This is a genomic window from Delftia sp. JD2 (assembly GCF_001682645.1).
Taxonomy (GTDB): Bacteria; Pseudomonadota; Gammaproteobacteria; order Burkholderiales; family Burkholderiaceae_C; genus Comamonas; species Comamonas acidovorans.
This window is the reverse complement of record NZ_LFJT01000002.1, coordinates 1-23,294: the sequence shown is the minus strand read 5'-3', so window position 1 is coordinate 23,294 and position 23,294 is coordinate 1. Positions and strand designations below refer to the sequence as shown.

Here is a 23,294-nt window from a genome sequence, read left to right as displayed (position 1 = left end):
GCGGGCGCCCTGCCCTGCACCGGCCCGCTTTGCCTTGTCTGCCGCACACCCGAAGGACGCCATGGCTCTCCACCCCGACCTGCAAGCATTTCTTGAACTCGCCAACGCCCAGGCATCCAGCCGCCCGCGCATGAGCCAGATGACGGCAGCGCAGGCGCGCGCCGCCTACGACAACGCCACGCTGGCGCTGGACCTGCCGGGCGACGATCTGCCCACCGAGGACCTGGATCTGCCCACGCGCGACGGCGCGCGTATCCGTGCCCGGCTCTACCGCGCAGCCCCTGAACACACAGCCGCGCCCTGCCTGCTGTTCTTTCACGGCGGCGGCTACGTGCTGGGCGGGCTCGAATCGCATGACAGCCTGTGCCGCAGCCTGGCGCTGGGCACGCCCTGCAATGTGCTGGCCATCGACTACCGGCTGGCGCCAGAGCACCGCTTTCCCACCGCCTTCCTCGACGCAGAGGACGCCCTGGCCTGGCTGCTGGAGCACGGCGGCCGCCATGGCCTGGACGCGCAGCGCCTGGCCATTGGCGGCGACAGCGTCGGGGGCACGCTGGCCACGGCCCTGTGCATCGCCGCACGCGACGTGGGCATGCCCCAGCCCTTGCTGCAGTTGCTGCTCTACCCCTGCACGGCAGCGCAGCAGGACAGCGACTCGCATGCGCGCCTGGCCACCGGCCATCTGCTAGAAGGTGACACCCTGGCCTGGATGTTCGGCCAATACCTGCGCAGCGATGCGGACCGGCAGGACTGGCGCTTTGCCCCCCTGCAGGCATCCGACCTGGGCCGGCTGGCCCCCACGCTGATGGTGCTGGCCGAGTACGACCCGCTGATCGACGAAGGAAAGCGCTATGCCGAGCGGCTGCAGGCCGCTGGCGTGGCCGTGGACCTGCAGATCTACGCCGGCATGGTCCATGACTTTGCGCGGCTGGGCGCCCTCACCGAAGAGACCGAGGTGCTGCGCGACCGGCTCTGCAAGGCACTGGCCCATGCCTTCCAGGCGGCCCGCAGCCCGGCCCTGGCATGAACGGCCCTGGCATGAACATTTGCCGCTCCTGCGCGTCATCCCGGTCATGAGGCTGCCTTGTGTCCCTTGTGTCCCTTGTGTCCCTTGTGCCCCTTGCGCCCCTTGTGCCCTTGCCCGAGCCCCGACCCGTGTCCCACACGCGGGGCATTCCATCTGAAAGAGTCCACGTGCGTCCAGTCGAAGCCACCGCTACACCGTCACCAGACGCCTCCGGCGCCAGCTACCTTGCGCATGCCGGCGCCGAGACGATCAGCGTCTTCGGCGATGGACAGCGGCTGCGCCTGGAGCGTTCGGGGTCCGTGGATGCCGGCAGGCCCGGCAAGCCCAGTCTCTGGAACCTGTCGCCCACGGCCGCGCCAGGCCTGATGCAGCTGCAATGGCTGGGCCCCTGCTCGGGCATGCCCGAAACGGATGAACTGCTGGCCGCGCTGCAGGCAGGCTTTGGCCTGCATCCCGATGCGCAAGCCATCGAGCTGTCCCTGCCCCGGCTGCCGCCCGGCCTGCGCGACAGCATTGCCACAGTGCAGCCGGGCCAGGCCCCGTGCGTGGCAAGAAGCGTGCTGTGGCAGCAGCCCCTGTGGCTGCCCCGCCCGCGCCCACCCTATGCGCTGCACTACACGATCAGCGAAGGCGGGCGCCACCCCGTGCGCCTGCACAAGCCGCGCGGCGAGGTCTATCGCCGCTTCATCCCCTGGCTGGGCCGCACGCTGAGCTTTCGCACCGTGGAGCCCGAGGCCGACCTGCCCCTCATCCACCGCTGGATGAACGACCCGGTCGTCGCGCATTTCTGGGAGGAAAGCGGCGACCTCGCCCACCACCGCGCCTACCTGCAGCGCATGGCCGGCGACCCGCATGCGCTCAGCCTCATCGGCTGCTTTGACGGCGAGCCCTTCGGCTACTTCGAGGCCTACTGGGCCAAGGAAGACCGCATCGCCCCCTTCTATGACGCGGGCGACCATGACCGGGGCTGGCATGCGCTGGTGGGGGAGGCGCGGTTTCGCGGCCAGCCCTACCTGACGGCCTGGCTGCCCTCGCTGTCGCACTACCTCTTTCTGGACGACTGCCGCACGCAGCGCATCGTCGTGGAGCCGCGCGCCGACAACCGCAAGATGCGCAAAAGCCTGCCGCGCTGCGGCTATGCGCTGGTCAAGGAATTCGACTTCCCGCACAAGCGCGCCGTGCTGGGAGTCCTGCTCAGGGAACGCTTTTTCGCAGACGCCTTGTGGATACCGCAGACCGACGCAGCCGCGCCGGACGCACTGGACGCATCGACCCAATGAAAGGACCTTCCATGCAAACCCACCCGCTGATCGGCATCGGCTTCGGCCCCTCCAACATTGCCCTGGCCATCGCCCTCAAGGAGCGCGAAACCGCCGCGCGGGCCATGCACCCCGTCTTCATCGAAAAGCAGCCGCGCTTCGCCTGGCACCGGGACATGCTGCTGGAGCAGGCCCACATGCAGGTGTCCTTCCTCAAGGACCTGGCCACGCTGCGCAATCCCACCAGCCGCTTCACCTTCATCAACTACCTGCACGAGAAGGGCCGGCTGCAGGACTTCATCAACCTCAAGACCTTCTTTCCCAGCCGCCACGAATTCAACGACTACCTGGCCTGGGCCGCCTCCAAGTTCGAGGACCGCTGCGTCTACGGCCAGGAAGTCATCGAGGTGCTGCCTGAAAAACGCGACGGCAAGGTGGAGCTGCTGCGCGTGCGCTCGCGCGATGCGGCCGGCAACGTGCATGAGCGCCTGGGCCAGAACCTGGTCATGAGCATCGGCGGCACGCCCAGCATTCCCGAGCAGTTCAAGCCCCTGCGCGGCGACGCGCGCGTCTTCCACTCCAGCGCCTACCTGCGCAGCATTGCCGAGCATGCCAGGCCGCTGCGCATCGCCGTGGTCGGTGCGGGCCAAAGCGCAGCGGAAATCTTCATGGACCTGCATGGCCGCTACGCCGCCGCCGAGATCGACCTGGTCATGCGCGCCCGCTCCATCCGCCCCTCGGACGACAGCCCCTTCGTCAACGAAATCTTCAACGCCGACTTCGTGGACCATGTCTACAGCCGCCCGCACGACGAGCGCGGCGCCCTGCTGCGCGAGTTCTGGCACACCAACTACGCCTGTCCCGACCTGGAACTGATCGAGAGCATCTTCAAGGTGTTCTATGAACAGAAGGTCGTCGGCGACACGCGCCACCGCTTCCTGCGCCGCCACGAGGTGCAGGACGTGCGCGCCGCCAGCGATGGCATCCACCTGGGGCTGCGCGATCTCAACAACGGCATCGACCATGCATCGCGCTACGACGTGGTGGTGCTGGCCACCGGCTATGCGCGCGAGCACCACAAGACCCTGCTGGACCCGCTGGCCCCCTACCTGGGCGACTTCTCCGTGAGCCGCGACTACCAGGTGCACACCACGCCGGACTTTCGCCCCGCCATCTTCCTGCAGGGCGCCTGCGAGGGCTCCCACGGCCTCAGCGACACCCTGCTGTCCGTCACTTCGGTGCGCACCGGCGAAATCGGTGAAGCCCTGCTGGCAGCGCAAGCCCAAAGACCCGATGTTGCGCGCACAGAACAGCTGGCGCTGCAGGATTGAAAGATCGCACGGGGCATGATGGCGCAGGGATCTCCCATGCCATAATTTGAATGCAAACCATTTGCATTTGAATTTGAATCACCTGCGCCGCTGAATCCCATACCCGCTGCTGCACCGCCCCGGCCCTGGCCGGGGTTGCAGCATCTGGTAGGCCCTTCTCTGTACGGACCCAGGGGTTCCAACCCATCGCCCTTGCGGAAAGGCAGGTATCCGGATGCGTGACCTGATCCAGGAACTCGTGGCTCACTATGGCGATCTGCGCCGCCAGCTCACGCGCGATCTCCGAGATCCGCACTATGCGGCCGACATCGCGCAATCGAGCTTCGAGCGGGTCTATGTGCACGCCCTGGGCCTGCGCAGCGGCAAGAAGGCCGAAACCCTGCCCGACGCCGGCATCGAATCCCCACGCGCCCTGCTGTTTCGCGTGGCACGCAATCTGTGCATCGACGATGCGCGCAAGCGCAAGACCGCCCAGGAATGGACGCGCCAGCAAATGGTGGTGCAGCACAGTGCGCCCTCCAGCGAAACCCTGGCCGCCCAGCGCCAGATCCTGAACCGCGTCGTCCAGGCGCTGGAAGGCCTGCCGCCGCGCCGGCGCGAAGTCTTCATCCTCTTTCGCGCCCATGGCTACACGCGCGCGGAAATCGCCGATCAGCTCAACATCACCGAAATGGCCGTCGCCAAGCACATGGTGCGTGCCACGCTGGACTGCTCGCGCGTGCTGGCCCAGCTGCGCTCCGAACTGATCGAGGACCATGCGCTGGGCAGCGCCATGGATTTCGACAACAGTACACTGACCGACGACGCATCCTGACTCCCCCTTTCCATGGCAAGTGCACCTAGCGAGCGCATGGTCGAGCATGCGCTGACGCTGATCGTTCAAAGCGAAATCGCTCCCGACCCGGTGGCCGACCAGGCCCGCCTGACCCTGGGCGAATGGCGCGGGAAATCAGCCCGGCACGATGCCGCCGCACGCGAGGCGCACCTGCGCTGGAACCTGCTGGGCGGCATGTCCGGCGGCCTGCGCGAGCAGTTCCAGGAAACCGCCCTGCTGGCCGACCGGGCCTCGCGCTCCACCCAGGCCGTCCGGCGCCGCAAGATGCTACTGTCCTTCGCCGGGCTGCTGGGCACAGGCGCGCTGGCGGGCCGTGGCGCCTACTGGTACTGGCAGCAGCCCATCCACACCTCGGCCTACGCCACGCGCAACTCGCAGATCCTCAAGATCACTCTGGCCGACGGCAAGCTGCCGCTGCAGGCCAGCCTGGTGGAACTGGCGCCCCAAAGCGCCATTGCCGTGACGCTCTACCGCCAGCGCCGCAGCGTGTCCATGGCCCGGGGCGAAGTGCGATTCGACGTGGCCCCCGATCCCGACCGGCCCTTCGAGGTCATCACGCGCGAGGCACGCATCGAGGTCGTGGGCACGGTCTTCACCGTGCGCGACCGCGGCGGCCCCGTCACCGTGGGCGTGGAGCATGGCCATGTCAGGGTCCGCGTGCTGGGCAGGGATGCGCAGGATGCGACGGGCCCGGCGGCGGCAACGCTGGACCTGCTGCCCGGCCAGATCGTGGACATCCGCAACGGCCAGGCCGAGGCCGTGCGCCAGGCCGATGCCGCCACGCTGTCCGCCTGGCGCGAGGGCTGGCTGGTCTTCGAGAACACCCCACTGGCCGAGGCCCTGGCCACGGTCAACGCCTACCGCACCCAGCCCATAGAAGCCGCCGATGCGCGCGTGGCCGCGCTGCGCCTGACCGGGCGCTTTCGCGCCAATGACTCGGCCGGCCTGCTGGCCGTGCTGCCGTCCATCCTGCCGCTGCGCGTACGCCCGCAGCCGGATGGCGGGGTGCAGTTGCAGGCGCTCTGAACGGCGCCTTCGGTTCCCCGACAAAGAAAAGGCCACGGCCGGATCGCTCCAGCCGTGGCCCACGGCCCATGCCCGCTTACCAGCGATAGGTGGCCGTGCCGATCACCTTGCGGGGCTCGCCGTAGAAGCAGCCGTAGGAGCAGCTGGCGATATAGGTCTTGTCGGTCAGGTTGGTGAGGTTCAGGGCGAAGCGCCAGGGTCCGGTGGTGTAGCTGACCATGGCATCCACCAGGGTGAACGCCGGCAGCGAGACGGGAACGCCATAGGCCAGGCCGCGTGTCTGGCCCAGGTACCTGGCGCCCATGCCCACCTTGAGGCCCGCAAGCCCGAAGTCTCCAAAGCTGTAGTCGCCCCACAGCGATATCTGGTTGTAGGGCACGCCGATGGAGCGCTTGCCCAGTTCGTCCGGCTGCAGGGGGCTTGCCTGCGTGGTGCGCGCATCCGTGTAGGCATAGGCGGCAATGATGTTCACATTGCGGCCGATGGAGCTTCGCGCCTCCAGCTCGAAGCCGCGGGAACGGACTTCCCCGGCCTGTATGTTGAACGCCCTGCTGGCGTCCTGGGGGTCGGGCACGAGAAGGTTCTGCCGGGTGAGCTGGAAGACCGCTGCCGAAACCATGGCCCTGGAGCCGCTGGGCTGGTAGCGGACACCGGCTTCGTACTGCTGTCCCGTCGTCGGCTTGAACCGTGATCCAAGGCGGTCCTGGCCCTGGGTGGGCTCGAAGGACTCGCTGTAGCTGAAGAAGGGGGCAAGGCCATTGGCGGCGAGATAGACCACGCCCAGCCGGCCCGTGAAGGCCGAGCTTTTCTCATTGGCCGCGCTCACGTCCCCGGTGAAGAAGTTCGTCTCGTTGAAGCGGACCTTGTCATAGCGGCCGCCCAGCAGAACCACCCACTTGTCATCGATCTTGATCTGGTCCTGCGCATAGATGCCGAGGCGCTTGTAGTCGTTCTTCCAGGACGAGCGGTAGTAGGGGGAGACAGGCCCCACCGGCTTGCCGTAGACCGGGTTGAAGACATCGAGGTCGGCGGCCTGCTGTTCATAGCGCTCGGTCTCGTGCTTAGGCAGGGCGTAGTCGAAGCCCACCAGCATGGTGTGCTTGACGCGGCCCTGGTCCAGCTGGTACTGCAGCGAGGTATCGGTCACGAAGGCCGACGAGCGGTCCCAGCGCGGCTGGTAGTAGCGCTCCACCACCGAGCGCTGGTCGGCGGACAGGCCCCAGCCGTCCGTGCTGAAGTAGCTGCTCTTTGCGTTGTAGTAGCGCATGCTGTTCCTGAGCTTGAGCTTCTCGGAAAAGGCATGTTCGAAGAGATAGCCGATGGAGTAGCGGTCCAGATCGAATTTGTCCCGTCCCGCCTCTCCGATGAAGCGGTTGCGGGGAATCTGTCCATTGATGTTGGGCAGCAGCGTGCCGTAGGCGGGCAGTCCGTAGACGTAGGTGGTGCGGTCCTTCTGGACCTCGGCCAACAGTGTCAGCGAGGTGTTCGCATCGGGCTGCCATTTGAGCGACGGGGCGACATAGGTTCTGTCATCGGGAACACGGTCGATGAAGCTGTCGCTGTCGCGCTTGAGCGCCACCAGCCGGTAGGACCATTTGCCCTCGTCGTCCAGGGCGCCCGCAAAATCACCCGAGACCTGCTTGCGCCCGAAGCTTCCGGCGTCGATGTTCAATTCCCGGATTTTTTCCGTGGTGGGCCGCTTGCTCACGGTGTTGACCACGCCGCCCGGGGAGACCGAGCCAAAGATCACCGAAGAGGCGCCCTTGAGCAGCTCGATGCGCTCCAGGCCGTAGGGCTCCTGCCGTCCATCGTAGATGTTGGCCGTGAACAGGCTGCCGTCCCGGTACATGCCCGTGGTGCGGAACCCGCGCAGGTACAGGCTGTCAGAGGTCCGGTCCAGGCCCTCGGCGCGGGTGACGCCGGCGGCGTAGCCCAGCGCATCCTGCAGGCTTTGCGACTTCAGCGTCTCGATCTCCTGGGCACCGATGACCGTGATGGACTGCGGTGTCTCCAGGATGGGCGTATCGGTCTTCGTGCCCGTTGAGCTGCGCCGGGCGACATAGCCCTGCACGGGGCCGGCTGCGGTTTCGCTGTCCATGACGTTGATGGTCGGCAAGGTCGCGCCGGAGACCGCGGGACGGCGGATGGCGAAGCCTCCGTTGTTCGTCCTGGTGGCTTCCAGGGACGTGCCGGCCAGCAGCTCCCGCAAGGCCTGCTCCGATGTCAGGCGGCCGTTGACGGCGCGGGAACTGAGCCCGGCCACCAAGTCGCCTGCGGCAAACATCTGGGTTCCCGTCTGGCGGGACAGCTCGTTGATGGCCGAAGCCAGGGCCTGGGCCGGCACATGGATATCGAACACTTGGGCAGCCTCCTGCCCTGTGGCCTGGGCCACCGCCTCGGTGCTCCAGAACGAGACGGAACCAAATGCCGTGGCAAGGGCCAGGCTCAGCAGATGTTGACGGGGCAAGGAACGCATGGTTGAAGAATTTCCAAAGGCATTGAATGAGACTGGTTACCAACCGGACGCGGACCTCGGCGCTGGTTGTTGTGCATTCCAAAGACGTTCTGCGCAGAAAAATGGAGACAAGGTGTAACCCCGATTTCACGAAAAAACCGGGATGGGACGGGGGCGTCCTGCCCCCGTCCCCGGCTCACGTCAGTCCAGCGCGTACTCCAGCGCCAATGCATCGAGGATTTCAGCCGTCAGCCCCTCGTTCCTCATGATGGTGTAGTGGTCGGCGCGGATCACCGCGCCCTCTGCCCTTTCGGCCCTTTCGGCACCCTCCTGGCGCAGCTGGTGCGCAAGCCGCAGCCGGTGCCCGGCCGCGGTTTCATCGCTCCACCAGAGGCTTGCCGCCGCTTGCACGGGCGCCAGGGCCTGCGCCTGCAGCGCCAGGTGCTTCAGGTGCAGGGTGGTCAGAAAGGCCTGGGCCAGGTCGGCGCCGTCCATGCAGGCATGGCCGCTGGGTCCCCCCGGTCCCTGCCTTGACGCTTCACGGCCCAGCGCGGCAGCCAGCAGATCGGCGCGGGGCGGCACCGATGCATCGATGTCCGCAAGGTCCTCGATGCGCGCCAAGGGCAGCATCTGCGAGACAAAGAGCCGGAAGTCATCCCACCACGACGGGGACCCGGCCGCATCGCCAGCAGGCACGAACGGGTCCACCAGTCCCAGGAAACCCACCGTCTGTCCCTGGCTTTCGAGCCGGGCCGCGATCAAGGCCGCCAGGCTGCCGCCCAGGGACCAGCCGAGCAGGTGGTAGGGACCGGTGGGCTGTACCTGCCTCACCATCGCGCAGTAGTCGTCGGCCATCTGCTCCAGCGAGCGGTCGCGGTAGCCGGGATCGCCCAGGCTGCGGCAGGGTATGGCGTGGACGGTCCGCCGGTCCTGCAAGGCCCGCGCCAGCGGCTGGTAGTCAAACACCGTGCCGAACCCGGCATGCACGCAGAACAGCGGTGGTGCGGCTTCACATACGGCGTTGAGCGCCACGACGCCCCCAGCTCCACCGGCGCCGGCTGAGCGAAGCTCCAGCAGGCCGGCAATGGTGGGCCGCTGCAGCAGGTCGCGCAGCTTGAAGTCCAGTTGCGGATCGCCCAGCTTGCGCACCTTGGCGTGCATCCTGAGGCTGAGCAGGGAGTCCCCGCCCAGCTCGAAGAAGTTGTCGGTCTCGCCCACGCGTTCCACGCCAAGCACCTCCTGCCAGATGCGGGCCAGCGCCATGGCCGACGCTGTGGACGGTGGCACGTGAACCCGCCCGGCATCTGTCTGCGGCAGCGGCAGCGCACCACGGTCAAGCTTGCCGCTGACCAGTCTTGGCAAGGCCGGCAGGACCAGCGTATGGGCCGGCAGCATGTAGTCGGGCAGGTGCTCGCCTGTCTGCTGGCGGATGCGCTTGACCAGGGACTGCGCGGCGGTGCCCTCCTCCCCTACCACATAGGCCACCAGCTGCTTGCCTGTACCGGCATCCTGGACCAGCACGGCGGCATCGACCACGCCGGGCACGGCCCGGACGGCCTTCTCGACCTCGCCCAGCTCGATGCGGAAGCCCCGGATCTTGACCTGGTGGTCGGCCCGGCCGATGTACTCGATGTTGCCGTCCGGCATCTCGCGCACCAGGTCCCCCGTGCGGTAGAGGCGGCCGCCACCGCCGTCGAAGGGGTCGGCGACGAAGCGCTCGGCCGTCAGGCCGTGGCGCGACAGATAGCCGCGCGCCAGGCCATAGCCGCCGATGTACAGCTCGCCCACGACGCCGTGCGGCACCCGGTGCAGGTCGGCGTCCAGGATGTGCACCGTGCGCTCGCCCACGGGCCGGCCGATGGGGGCGTAGGCGCAGTCGAAGGTCTCGCTGGCCTCGGCCTTCCAGATCAGCGGCGTCACCACCGTCTCGGTGGGGCCGTAGCCGTTGATCAGCAGGCGCGGGCGCAGGCTCTGGCGCACCTTGTCGTAGGCGGCCTTGGGCATGGCCTCGCCACCGAAGACATACAACTCCACCGGCGGCGGCTCCTGCGACTGCTCTGCGGCCCAGTCCGCGATCTGCGCCAGATAGGCCGGCGGGAACGCGGCATTGGATATGCCGTGGTGGCGCAGGGCCTCGCAGGCCTGCTCCGCCGTCCACATCTGCGGCTCGCGCAGCACCAGGCCGGCGCCGATGCTCAGCGCCGTCAGCCAGCGCTCGTGGGCACCGTCAAAGGAGAAGGACATGAAATGCAGCTCGCGCGAGTTCGCCCGCATGCCGTAGATCCCGGCCGTGGCCGCGCAGTGCATGGACAGCGGCCCGTGCTCGACAACGACGCCCTTGGGCTGCCCGGTCGAGCCCGAGGTGTAGATCACATAGGCCAGGTCGCGCTCATGCACGGCATGGGCCGGCGCCGCGTTGCAGGCCTGGGTGAAGTCCACCTCCTCGGCCACCACCAGATGGGCCACGGCCGGCGTGCCCAGCTTGTGCAGCGCCGCCCTGTGGGCGATCAGGTGGGAGGCACCGCTGTCTGCCAGCATGAACCTCTGGCGTTCGGCGGGCGACGCCGGGTCCAGGGGCAGGTAGGCCGCGCCCGCCTTGAGCACGGACAGCAGGCAGATCACCATTTCCAGCGAACGCTCCATGGCGATGCCGACGATGGCGCCGCGCCCCACGCCGGCCTGCACCAGGCGGTTGGCGAAATGGTTGCTGCGCGCCTGCAGCTCGCCATGGCTGATGGTTTGCTCGCCCATGACCAGCGCCACCGCACCCGGGTCCCGGCGCGCCTGCAGAGCCATGCCGGCATGCACGGGCAGGAACGGCGGGCGGCAGGCATCCGTGCCCATGCCCGTGCCCGCCGGCCCATCGCGGCCGGGCTCGGGCAGCAAGGCGATGTCCCGCAAGCAGTGCATGCCCTCGCTCGCCATGGACTCCAGTACCTGCACCAGTTGCCGCAGCAGGGCCTGCACGGCGTCATCGCCGAAGCTGCTCCGCTGATAGATCATCTTGAGCGACAGCACATCGCCCAGCCGCACCTCCAGGTCCATGGGATAGGAGGTCACGTCGATGGCATGCGTCACCGCAAACCGCAGATGCGGGTCGTCGTGCGCGGACAGCACGGCATCCATGGGATAGTTCTCGAACACCAGGATGCTGTCGAACAGGCCGCGCTGGCCCTTGCCCGCCCAGCGCTGGATGTCCGAAAGCGACGTCTGCTCATGCTCGCGCGAGGCCAGGTTCTGTGCCTGCAGCGTGCGCAGCCAGGGGCCCAGCTCCAGCGCGCCGTCGCAGGCCACGACCACCGGCAAGGTGTTGATGAACAGCCCCTGCATTCTTTCCACGCCGGCCAGCTCGGGCGGGCGGCCTGCCACTGTGGCCCCGAAGGCCACCGTGGCCTGGCCCGTGTACCGCGCCAGCACCAGCGACCATGCGGCCTGCACCAGGGTGTTGGCCGTCACGCGCTCGCGCTGGGCAAACTCCACCAGCTGCTGCGTGGCACCGGCCTCCAGCGCGGCGCCGGCCTCGTGGTGCCCCTGTCGGGCTGCGGGCAAGGCACCAGGCCGGACAGCAGGCCGAGCAAGCGCATCCACCAGCAAGGTGGGCTCGTGCAGCGGCTGCACCAGGCGCCTCCAGTAGGCCTCGCTGGCCCCGTGGTCCAGGCCTTGCAGCCATGCGATGTAGTCGCGGTAGCTGGTGTCCACGGGCTCCACGGCAATGCCCTTGTAGTCGCGCAGCACCTCGCCCAGCAGGCTCGATGAACTCCATCCGTCCGTGAGCAGGTGGTGGGCGGTCCAGATGCAGTGGTGGCTGCCATCGGGCACCCGGACCAGGGCCAGCCGCATCAGCGGCGGCTTCCTGAGGTCGAAGGCCGCGAACTGCCCGGCGGCCAGGGCATCCAGGGCCCCCGCCACATCCTCGCTGTGCCGGCAGTCATGCTCGGTGATGTCCAGCAGGACCTGCCTGGCCACCCATTGCAGCGGCAGGGACGCATCGGCCAGGAAGCCGCTGCGCAGCACGGCATGGCGGTCCAGCACCGCCTGCCAGGCCTTTCGGAAGCGCGCGGCATCCAGGCCATGCGCGTCGATGCGCAACTGGGTGACATAGGACAGCCCCGAGGGATCGGACAGGCTGTGGAACAGCATGCCCGACTGCATGGGAGACAGCGGATAGAGGTCCGCCAGATTGCCCGCAGGCAGGTCCAGGCCGTCCAGCTGCGCCTGCGTGACCCGGGCCAGCGGGAAGTCCGAGGGCGTCACCCCCTGCGCGCCGCTCAGGCAGTGGTCGATCAGGCCTTCCAGCTCCTGCCGGTAGCGCCCCATCCAGGCCTGCACATCGGCGGTGTCGTGGCGCGCCGTGCTGAAGGCGGCCGTCATCACCAGCTCGCCGTCGTACACGCGGCCATTGATGGTGAACTCGTGCGACAGCGGCGCCGAGGCGTCGGCCGGCATGCCGCTGCCCTCGGCAGCCGGCAACCATTGAGCCGCGCTGTCAAAGCTTGCGTCGAACTGCCCCAGGTAGTTGAAGACCAGGCTGGCCTGGGGCAAGGCCCGCATGGCCTGCCTTTGCTGCGCCGTGCCCAGGTACTTGAGCACGCCATGGCCCAGGCCGTGCAGCGGCACTTCGCGCAGGCTTTGCTTGACGCGCTTGAGCGCGTCGCCCGGGCCTGTGCCCGCATCGAGCGCCACCGGGAAGACGCTGGTGAACCAGCCCACGGTGCGCGAGACATCCACACCGGCCGACAGCTCCTCGCGGCCATGGCCCTCCAGGTCCACGAGGATGCGCTGCTGCCCGCTCCACGCGCACAGGGCGCGCCCCAGGGCGGCCAGCAGGATGTCGTTGATCTGCGTCCTGTAGGCCGCCGGCGCGCGGCTGATCAGGGCCTCGGTGCGCTCGCGGTCCAGCCGCAGCTCGACGCTGGACTGCCATGCCAGGGTGTTGGCCCCCTCCGGGCGGGCGCAGGGCAGGACGGCCGGCACCTGGGCCAGCGCCTGCCAGAAGGCCAGCTCGCCGCCGCATTGCGCGGCATGGGCCTGCAGCGCCTGCGACCAGCGCTGGTAGCTGGCGGTCTTGTGGACCCTGGCGGGCTCCAGGCCCTGCAGCCGGCTGGCATAGGCCGAACGCAGGTCTTCGAGCAGGATGCGCCAGGAGACCCCATCGACGACCAGATGGTGGGCCACCAGCAGCAGGCGCCAGCTGCCGTCGCCCACCTCGATGCACAGCCCGCGCAGCAGCGGCCCGTGGACGATGTCCAGGCTGCGCTGCGCCTGTTCGCACAAGGCCTCGATCGCGCCGGCATCCCGTGCCTGGCGCACCCACAGCAGTGCCTGCAGGTCGGCCTCGGACGGGCTTGCGTAGGCCTGCTCCCAGGCGCCCTGCGCCGTGGGTCGAAAGCGCAGGCGCAGGCTGTCGTGCCGGGCCAGCAGATCGGCCAGGGCCTGGCGCAGCGGCGCAGGCTGCAGCGGCTGCGTGCTGCGCAGCAGCAGGGCCTGGTTCCAGTGGGATCGCTGCGGCACGTCCGTTTCGAAGAACTCCGCCTGAATGGGCAGCAGGGGAACGCTCCCTTGGACCAGGGTCTCCTGCTCCACGGCCTCGTCCTGTACGGGCTCGGCCACACGCGCCAGCTCGGCAATGCTTTGCCGTTCGAACAGCTGCCGTGGCGACAGCTTCCAGCCGAAGCGGCGCAGGCGCGAGACGATCTGCAGGCTGAGGATGGAATCACCGCCCAGCGCGAAGAAGTTGTCGCTGCGCCCCACCCGCTCCAGGCCCAGCACCTCGGCCCAGACACGGGCCAGCAGCGCCTCCAGTTCGCCCTCGGGCGCCTGGCTGGCTGCTGGCATGCCGAACGCGGGCAGGGCCTGCCGGTCCAGCTTGCCGTTGGCGTTCTGCGGCAACTGGTCCAGCACCATGATGGCGCCCGGCACCATGTAGTCGGGCAGTACCGTGGCCAGGCGCTCGCGCATCTCCTGCTCGTCCAGGGTCCGCCCGCTGCGGGCAGACACGTAGGCCAGCAGCCGCGTGCCCGCCGGTCCCTCGCCGGCCACGACCACGGCCTCGCGCACATCGTCCAGCGCCAGCAGTTGCGCCTGCACCTCGCCCAGCTCGATGCGCAGGCCGCGGATCTTGACCTGGTGGTCCACCCGCCCCAGGTACTCCAGCTGGCCCTGCGCATTCCAGCGCACCAGGTCGCCCGTGCGATAGAGTCTTGCGCCATCGCGGCCGAAGGGGTCGGCGACAAAGCGCTCCGCGCTGAGCCCCGCCCGGTTCAGGTAGCCGCGCGACAGCAGGGGGCCGCCTATGCACAGCTCGCCGGCCACGCCCAGGGGCACGGGGCGCATCCGGTCGTCCACCACCCACATGTGCCGGCCCGCCAGGGGCCGGCCTATGGGAAGGTCCTGTGACGGCAGCGCCTGCGGCGCCGCGCCGGCGCCTTCCACCAGGCCCGTGCAGTCGAAGAGGGAGGCCGTGACGGTGGCCTCGGTCGGGCCGTAGGCATTGAGCAGCCTCACATGGCCCAGCCCGGCATCGCGCCAGGCCTGCAGGCCGGCGCCCGGCATGGCCTCGCCGCCCACATGCACCTGCCTGAGCCGCCCGTATCCGCGCAGGCCCTGGCGCGCAAAATCCTGGACCAGCAGCAGCCAGTAGGCGGTGGTCAGATCGGCCACGCTGATCTGCCTGGCCATGAGTTCCCTGTGGAAGGTGGCACTGTCCCAGAGTTCGGGCCCGCGCAGCACCATGGCCGCGCCGGCCACCAGCGGCGCGAACAGCTGCTCGATGCAGCCATCGAAATTCAGCGTGGCGAACTGCAGCACGCGGTCCTGCGGCGACAGCGCGGCGAAGCCGACGGCCAGCTGCGCCTGTTCGGCCAGACAGCGGTGGGAGATGCCCACGCCCTTGGGCCGGCCGGTGGAGCCCGAGGTGTAGATCACATAGGCCAGGCATTCGCCATGCACGGCGGCGCCGGGGTTGTGGTCGGGCCCCGGCATGGCGCCGATGGCATCCAGGTCCAGCGCCTTCACGCGACCGGCCGCCTCCAGCCCCAGGCGAGACTGCGTGAGCAGGCAGGCCATGCCGCTGTCCTCGACCATGTGGGCCAGGCGCTCGGCCGGATAGCCGGGGTCCAGGGGCACATAGGCCGCGCCCGACTTGAGCACGGCCAGCACGGCAACCACCATCTCCACCGAGCGTTCCACCGCAATGCCCACGCGCACCTCCGCGCCCACGCCCTCGGCGATCAGGCGGTGCGCAAGGCGGTTGGCACGCCGGTTGAGCTGCGCATAGCTGATGCATTCGTCGCCAAAGACCAGGGCCGTGGCCTGGGGCCGCTCGTCCACCTGCTGCTCGAACAGCCTGTGCACCAGGGGCTGGGCGTCGCGGCTCTGCGGGTTGCATCCAGACTGCACCGATTGCGCCCATTGCGTCAGCTGCGCCCATTCATCCCGGTCCAGCAGCTCGATATCGCAGGCCGGCAGCGCGGGCGATTCGGCCAGGGCCGCAACAATGCCTTCCACGGCGGCCAGCATGTAGGCGCACAGGCGCTGCGCACCCACGGTCTTGCTGGCCTGCCCGACCAGGCGAAAGCCCTGGCCCAGGTCATCGATGGACATGTCCACCGGGTAGTTGGTGCGCTCCTGCCCGCCCAGGGCCGTCATGCCCTCCCACGCGCCCGAGGCTGCGTCCGCTGCGGCGCCCTCTTGCGGGGCCACGCTGTAGCGGTAGTTGAGCAAGGCCGAGAACAGCGGCGTTCCCCCCGCCAGAGCGCTGCAGCGCTGTGCCAGCGACAGCGTGGCGTGCTCGTGGTGCATCAACCCCGTCAGCCCCGCATGCGTCTCTTGCAGGCACTCCTGCACGCTGCGGCCGCCCAGCCGTATGCGCAGCGGCAGCGTGTTGATGAACATGCCCAGCGCACTGTGCGCGCCCTCCCCGCCCTGCATGCGGCCAAAGAGCACGGTGCCGAACACCACATCATCCTTGCCCGTGGTCCTGCCCAGCACCAGCGCCCAGGCCAGGTGGAACAGGCTGGCGGCACTCACCCCATGGCGCTGCGCCTGCCGGCGCACACTGCGCGCCAGGGGCTCGTCCAAGGCCAGCCTGGCCTCCTCCACCGCGCTGCCATCGCCCTGCACATCCAGCAGGCCGAAGGGCGCCGTGGGCTCATCCACATCGCCGAGCATGGCGCGGAAGAAGTCCTCGTGCTCGCTGGTGCTCACGCCCAGCCGGGCCTGGGCCACGAAGCGCCTGAACGGCAGGGGCCTCGGCAACTCCGCCTCGCGGCCCTGTGTCATCAGCGCAATCTCCTCGACGATGCGCTCCAGCGTCGTGTGGTCCAGCACCAGGTGATGGGTCAGCAGCTGCAGCAGCCAGCGCCCGTTGGGCGCATCCTGCGCCGCCACGGCGCGGATCATGGGCGCGCGGCGCACATCGATGCGCTGCACGCGCGGGTCCAGCCGCTGCTGAAGCGCGGCGGCCACATCGCCTTCGCCCTCGCTTTCACCAGGCTCCAGCCAGTCGAGCAGCACCTGTGCCTGCCGGCAGACCACCTGCATGGGCTCGGCCAACCCCTCCCACAGCACGGCCGTGCGCAGGATGTCGTGGCGTGCGATGACCTGGTTGAGCCGCTGCACAAAGCCCAGCAGCCGCTCGCGCGTGTCGAAGCCCAGCAGCGTGGGCGTGGCATAGGCATCGCCCTGCTGGTGCAGGGTGTGGTGGAACAGAATGCCTTCCTGCAGCGGCGCCAGCGGATAGATATCCTGGATGTTGGCCGCGCCACCTGGCACGGCGGCCTCGACCCGTGCGATCTCCTGCACGTCCAGCGCCACCAGCGTCAGCATGGCGGGCGTGATGGCCGTGCAGCCTTCGGGAATGCCGTTGGGCGGCACCTGCACCTGGGCGGCGCCGTCCGCCTGCATCAGTTGCGCCGCAAAATCCGCCAGCTGCGGATGCTGGAACAGGCTGCGCACCGAGGCCGACAGGCCATGCGCACGCATGCGCTCCAGCATGCCCATGGCCAGCAGCGAGTGCCCGCCCAGCTCGAAGAAGTTGTCGCGCCGCCCCACGCGGTCCTGCACCAGAAGCTCGGCCCATATCGCCGACAGCTGCTGCTCGACCCCGTTGTGCGGCGGCTCGTATCCACGCTGTGCCCATTCGGGCTGCGGCAGGGCCTTGCGGTCCACCTTGCCGTTGGCATTGAGCGCAAGCGCAGGCAGCACGACGATGGCCGAAGGCTGCATGTAGTCCGGCAGCCGCCGGGCCAAAGCCTGGCGCAAGGTTTCGGCCAGCCCCGCATCGGCGTCCGGACTGGCCACATAGGCGACAAGGCGTGCGCCCGCCGCGCCCGACGTGGCTTGTGCCGCGACCACCACGGCCTCGCGCACGCCGGGCTGGGCCAGCAGATGGGCCTCAATCTCGCCCAGCTCGATGCGCAGGCCGCGGATCTTCACCTGGTGGTCCAGGCGCCCCAGGTACTCGATCTGGCCTTCGCCGTTCCAGCGCACCAGGTCGCCCGTGCGGTACAGCAGGCCGCCCTGCGTGTCCAGCGGGTCGGCCACAAAGCGCTCGGCCGTCAGTGCGGGGCGGTTCAGATAGCCGCGCGCCAGGCCCATGCCTCCCAGGTACAGCTCGCCGGCCACGCCCTGTGGCGCCGGCCGCATGGCGCAGTCCAGCACATAGGTGCGGATGCCGCTGATGGGCTGGCCGATGGGAACCTGGCGCCGCCCGTCGTCGCGGCAGCGCCAATGGGTGACGTCGATGGCCGCCTCCGTCGGGCCATAGAGGTTGTAGAGACCGGCCCCGGGCAGGAGCCTGAAGACGGCGTTCTGCGCCTCGGCCGGCAGGGCCTCGCCGCTGCACAGAATGCGCCTAAGGCCCGTGCATGCCGCCACGCCCGTGTGCGCCACAAAGGCTTGCAGCATGGAAGGCACGAAGTGCACGGTGGTGACGCCATGGCCCGTGATCAGCGCCACCAGCCTTGCGGGGTCACGGTGATCGCCAGGCGCGGCCATCACCAGCCGGGCGCCGGCCATCAGGGGCCAGAAGAACTCCCAGACCGACACATCGAAGCTGAACGGTGTCTTTTGCAGCACGGCGTCCGAGGCATCGAGCGCATAGGCCTGCTGCATCCAGGCCAGCCGGTTGTGCAGGGCCGCATGCCGGTTGGCCGCGCCCTTGGGGCGGCCCGTGGAGCCCGAGGTGAAGATCACATAGGCCAGATGCTCCCCATGCACGGCAACCACCGGGTTGCGCTGCGATTCACCGGCCACATCGATACGGTCGATGTCCAGCCACTGCAGATCCTCGCCTGCGGGCAGGCGCTCGCGCAGCGCGCTGTGGGTGAGCAGGCGCCGCACGGCGCCGTATTCGATCATCTGGGCCAGCCGTTCGGGCGGGTGATCGGGGTCCAGGGGCACATAGGCGCCACCGGCCTTCATGATGGCCAGCAGGCCCACCACCATCTCGATGGACCGCTCCATGGCGATGCCCACCCGGGTCTCCGGCCTCACGCCCAATGCCATCAGCCGGTGGGCCAGCTGGTTGGCGCGGCGGTTGAGCTGGTCGTAGCTCAGAACCTGATCGCCAAAGACCAGCGCCACGGCATCCGGCCGTGCCTGGGCCTGGCGCTCGATCAGCTGGTGCACCGGCTGCATTCCGGGTTCGGTTCGGGCGCCCAGACTCCAGGCCTGCAGCTGCGCCCATTCATTGCCGTCCAGCATGTCCAGCGCCGCAGCCTCCAGGCCGGGCTCGCCTTCCAGCGCGTGGACCAGGGAGGCCACGGCCGCCGCCATGTATCCACACAGCCGTTCAGCCCCCAAAGCAGCATCGGCCTGGGCCACGATGCCAAAGCCTTCGCCCAGGTCGTCGATGGACACGGTCACGGGGTAGTTGGTGCGCTCCTGCCCGCCCAGGGCCGTCATGCCTTCCCACGCGCCCGCTGCGCCCCCCTCCTGCGGCGCCACGCTGTAGCGGTAGTTGAGCAGTGCCGAGAACAGCGGCGTTCCCCCCGCCAGAGCGCTGCAGCGCTGCGCCAGCGAAAGCGTGGCGTGCTCGTGGTGCATCAGCCCCGTCAGCAATTCATGCGTCTGGCGCAGGCATTCCTGCACGCTGCGGCCACCCAGCCGACCGCCCAACCGTATGCGCAGCGGCAGCGTGTTGATGAACATGCCCAGCGCGCTGTGCGCGCCCTCCCCGCCCTGCATGCGGCCAAAGAGCACGGTGCCGAACACCACATCGTCCTTGCCCGTGGTCCTGCCCAGCACCAGCGCCCAGGCCAGGTGGAACAGGCTGGCGGCACTCACCCCATGGCGCTGCGCCGCCCGGCGCACACTGCGCGCCAGGGGCTCGTCCAAGGCCAGCCTGGCCTCTTGCACCGCGCTGCCGTCGCCCTGCACATCCAGCAGGCCGAACGGCGCCGTGGGTTCATCCACATCGCCCAGCATGGCGCGGAAGAAGTCCTCATGCTCGCTGGTGCTCACGCCCAGCCGGGCCTGGGCCACGAAGCGCCTGAACGGCAGGGGCCTGGGCAGCTCCGCCTCGCGGCCCTGGGCCATCAGCGCGATCTCCTCGACGATGCGCTCCAGCGTCGTGTGGTCCAGCACCAGGTGGTGGGTCAGCAGCTGCAGCAGCCAGCGTCCGTTGGGCGCATCCTGCGCCGCCACGGCGCGGATCATGGGCGCGCGGCGCACATCGATGCGCTGCACGCGCGGGTCCAGCCGCTGCTGAAGCGCGGCGGCCACATCGCCTTCGCCCTCGCTTTCACCAGGCTCCAGCCAGTCGAGCAGCACCTGTGCCTGCCGGCAGACCACCTGCATGGGCTCGGCCAACCCCTCCCACAGCACGGCCGTGCGCAGGATGTCGTGGCGTGCGATGACCTGGTTGAGCCGCTGCACAAAGCCCAGCAGCCGCTCGCGCGTGTCAAAGCCCAGCAGCGTGGGCGTGGCGTAGGCGTCGCCCTGCTGGTGCAGCGTGTGGTGGAACAGAATGCCTTCCTGCAGCGGCGCCAGCGGATAGATGTCCTGGATGTTGGCCGCGCCACCGGGCACGGCGGCCTCGACCCGCGCGATCTCCTGCGCGTCCAGCGCCACCAGCGTCAGCATGGCGGGCGTGATGGCCGTGCAGCCTTCGGGGATACCATTGGGCGGCACCTGCACCTCATGCCGGGGCAGGCCCTGCTCGCGGCGCAGAGCCAGCGCCAGATCCGCCAGCCGGGGGTGCTGGAACAGCGTGCGCACCTGCGTCACCCAGCCCTGGGCGCGCATGCGCTCCAGCAGCTTCAGGGCCAGCAGCGAGTGCCCGCCCAGCTCAAAGAAATGGTCCTGGCGCCCCACGCGCTCCACGCCCAGCACCTCGCTCCAGAGTGCTGCCAGACGCTGTTCGCCGTCGCCCACGGGCGCCTCGTAGTGCAGGCTGGCCAGCAGTTCAGGCTCGGGCAAGGCGGCCCTGTCCACCTTGCCGTTGGCATTCAGGGGAAGGCGGTCCAGCACCATGATGGCGGCCGGCACCATGTAGTCCGGCAGTTCAAGGGCCAGGCGCTCGCGCAGCTCGGCCGCCGTGACCTGCTGCCCTTCATGCGCCGAGACATAGGCCGCCAGGTGCATTCCGGCAGAGCCCTTGCGGGCCACGACCACGGACTCCCGCACCTGGGGCTGGGCCAGCAGCCGGGCCTCGATCTCGCCCAGCTCGATGCGAAAGCCCCGGATCTTCACCTGATGGTCCAGGCGCCCCAGGTACTCCAGCTGGCCTTCATCGTTCCAGCGCACCAGGTCGCCCGTGCGGTACAGGCGGCCGCCGCCCTGGTCGAACGGGTCGGCGACGAAGCGCTCGGCGCTCAGGCCGGGCCGGCCCAGGTAGCCCTGCGCCAGCGCCTGCCCGCCCAGATAGAGTTCGCCCGCCACGCCTGCGGGAACCAGTCCCAGATCCTGGCCCAGCACCAGGGCCTTGGTCGCACTGACGGGGCGGCCGATGGGGACCGGGCTGCGGCCATCGTCGCGGCAGGTCCAGTGCGTCACGTGGATGGCGGCCTCGGTCGGGCCGTAGAGGTTTTGCAGGCTGACGCCGTGCAGGCGGCGCAGGGCCTCGCGCTGTGTCTCGGCCGGCATGGCCTCGCCGCCGCAGATCACATAGCGCAGGCGGGTCTCCTCCTCGATGCCTTCATGGGCCAGAAACGCCTGCAGCATGGCCGGCACGAAGTTCAGCGTGGTGATCTGGTGGCGGCGGATCAGCGCGACGATGCGCTCGGGATCGCGGTGGTCGCCGGGCCGGGCCACCACCAGGCGCACGCCCGCCGTCAGCGGCCAGAAGATTTCCCAGGCCGAGACATCGAAGCCGAAGGCCGCCTTGTGCAGCACCGCGTCGGCCCGCGTGAGCCGGTAGTGGTCCTGCATCCAGGCCATGCAATTGGACAGCGCGGCATGCCGGTTGGCCGCCCCCTTGGGCCGGCCGGTGGAGCCCGAGGTGTAGATCACATAGGCCAGATGGTCGCCATGGACCGCCACGCCGGGATTGTGGTCAGGCCCTGCGTCCAGGTCCAGATCGTCGAGCTCGACCACGTTCAGCGCCTGCGCGAACGGCAGGCGCTCGCGTGCCTTGCGCTCGGTGAGCAGCAGGGCAATGCCGCTGTCCTGGGCAATGTAGGCCAGGCGGTCCACCGGGTACTCCATGTCCAGCGGCACGTAGGCGCCACCGGCCTTGAGCACCGCCAGCAGTCCCGCCACCATGTCCACCGAGCGCTCCAGCGCAACGCCCACACGCACGTCCGGCCCCACGCCCAGGGCCATCAGCCGGTGGGCCAGCCGGTTGGCACGGGCGTTGAGCTGGGCCGAGGTCAGCGCCTCGTCGCCATGGACCAGACAGACGGCATCGGGCTGCTCCCGCACGCGGGCCTCGAATTCCCGGTGCACGGGCAGGGCCTCAGGATGGGACTTGCCATTGAGGCTCCACTGCAGCAGCCTGTCCCGTTCATGCGCGGGCAGCACCGCAATCGCGGTCACGGGCTGGCCGGGGTCGCGCGCCAGGGCATCGGCCAGGCCGTCCAGCGCCTCGTGCATGTAGCCGCACATGCTGTGGGCATTCACCGCATCGATCACATGCGCGATCAGCGTGAAGCCCTCGCCCGTGTCGTTGACCGACAGGCCGAACGGGAAGTTGGTGCGCTCGTGGCTTTGCAGTATCTGCACGCCGGTCCAGGCATCGCCAGCGTCCGCGTCCTGCAGCGCCGTGTGCCGGTAGTTGAGCAGGGCCGTGAACAGCGGCGCCCCGCCGGCCAGGCCGCTGCAGGACTGGGCCATCGACAGGCTGGCATGCTCGTGGTGCAGCAGGTCCGTCAGCGCGGACTGGGTCTGGCGCAGGGCCTGGGCCACGCCACAACCGGCCAGGCGAACGCGCAGCGGCAGCGTGTTGATGAACATGCCCAGCGCGCGGGCCGCGCCCTGCTGCGCCTGCATGCGGCCGAACAGCACGGTGCCGAACACCACGTCGTCCCTGCCGCTGGTCCTGGCCAGCACCAGGGCCCAGGCCAGGTGGAACAGCGCGGCGGCGCTGACGCCGTGGCGCCTGGACTGCTGACGCAACCGGGCTGCAAGGCCGCCGTCAAGCACCTGCCGCACCTCGTTCGTGCGCGCTCCGTCGCCCTGGACATCGAGCAGCCCGAATGGCGCCGTGGGCTCCTGCACATCGCCCAGCATGGCGCGAAAGAACGCCTCATGCCCGGCCGTGCCCTCGCCCGAGCGCGCCTGGGCCACAAACTGGCGGAACGGCAGCGGCCGGGGCAGTGCGCTGGAGCGGCCCTGCTGGATCAGCGCGATCTCGCCGATCACCTGCTTGAGCGTGGTGTTGTCGTCCACCATGTGGTGGGCCAGGATCTGCAGCAGCCAGCGCTGGCCCGGCGCGTCGTGCGCGGCCACCAGGTGGATCAGCGGCGCCTTGCGCAGGTCGATGCGGTAGCCCGGGGCGCAGGCGGCCAGCCGGGCCAGCGCGTCCTGCGCGTCCTGCGCGTCCTGCGCGTCCTGCGATGGTGCCGCTGTTCCGCCCTCCTCCAGCCAGGACAGCGGCAGACGGGCCTGCCGGCAGACGACCTGCACGGGCGTCGCCAGGCCCTCCCAGAACACGGCCGTGCGCAGGATGTCATGGCGCGCGACCACCTGGTCGAAGCTCTCGGCAAACCGCTGCAACCGCTCGCGCGAGTCGAAGCTCAGCGTGTGCGAGGTGACATAGGCATCGCCCTCGGACTGCAGCAGGTGGTGGAACAAAATCCCCTCCTGCAACGGCGCCAGCGGGTAGATGTCCTGGATGTTGGCCGCCCCACCGGGCACCGCAGCGGCAATGCGTGCAATCTCATCCTCATCCAGCGCCACCAGGGTCAGCATGTCCGGCGTG

The 23,294-nt window shown here is 69.2% G+C and carries 7 protein-coding genes; 5 read left to right on the top strand and 2 right to left on the bottom strand.

The window, feature by feature from the left end:
- The first annotated feature begins 61 nt into the window (after positions 1–61).
- The 5 genes from ACM14_RS01240 (at position 62) to ACM14_RS01220 (ending at position 5,478) form a co-directional block, all read left to right on the top strand.
- Positions 62–1,027 (top strand): alpha/beta hydrolase, encoded by a 966-nt coding sequence (locus ACM14_RS01240; protein ID WP_065345036.1) that lies wholly within the window; start codon positions 62–64, stop codon positions 1,025–1,027.
- Positions 1,028–1,194: 167 nt separating this feature from the next.
- Positions 1,195–2,307 (top strand): GNAT family N-acetyltransferase, encoded by a 1,113-nt coding sequence (locus tag ACM14_RS01235; protein WP_065345035.1) that lies wholly within the window; start codon positions 1,195–1,197, stop codon positions 2,305–2,307.
- 11 nt (positions 2,308–2,318) lie between these two features.
- The gene (locus tag ACM14_RS01230; RefSeq protein WP_065345034.1) at positions 2,319–3,617 is read left to right on the top strand and encodes a lysine N(6)-hydroxylase/L-ornithine N(5)-oxygenase family protein; all 1,299 of its coding nucleotides are present in this window, start codon (positions 2,319–2,321) and stop codon (positions 3,615–3,617) included.
- Positions 3,618–3,831: 214 nt separating this feature from the next.
- On the top strand, positions 3,832–4,431 hold the full coding sequence (locus ACM14_RS01225; protein ID WP_012206549.1) for an RNA polymerase sigma factor: 600 nt from the start codon (positions 3,832–3,834) through the stop codon (positions 4,429–4,431).
- 12 nt (positions 4,432–4,443) lie between these two features.
- The gene (locus tag ACM14_RS01220; protein ID WP_065345033.1) at positions 4,444–5,478 is read left to right on the top strand and encodes a FecR family protein; all 1,035 of its coding nucleotides are present in this window, start codon (positions 4,444–4,446) and stop codon (positions 5,476–5,478) included.
- Positions 5,479–5,554: 76 nt separating this feature from the next.
- Here ACM14_RS01220 and ACM14_RS01215 read toward each other — a convergent pair whose 3' ends face one another.
- Together ACM14_RS01215 and ACM14_RS01210 are read right to left on the bottom strand one after the other, a co-directional pair.
- Complete coding sequence (locus tag ACM14_RS01215; protein ID WP_065345032.1) at positions 5,555–7,954, bottom strand: TonB-dependent siderophore receptor; 2,400 nt, start codon at positions 7,952–7,954, stop codon at positions 5,555–5,557.
- 180 nt (positions 7,955–8,134) lie between these two features.
- Entirely contained in the window at positions 8,135–23,284 is a 15,150-nt protein-coding gene (locus ACM14_RS01210; RefSeq protein ID WP_254661980.1) for a non-ribosomal peptide synthetase, read from the bottom strand.
- Between the last annotated feature and the right edge of the window lie 10 nt (positions 23,285–23,294).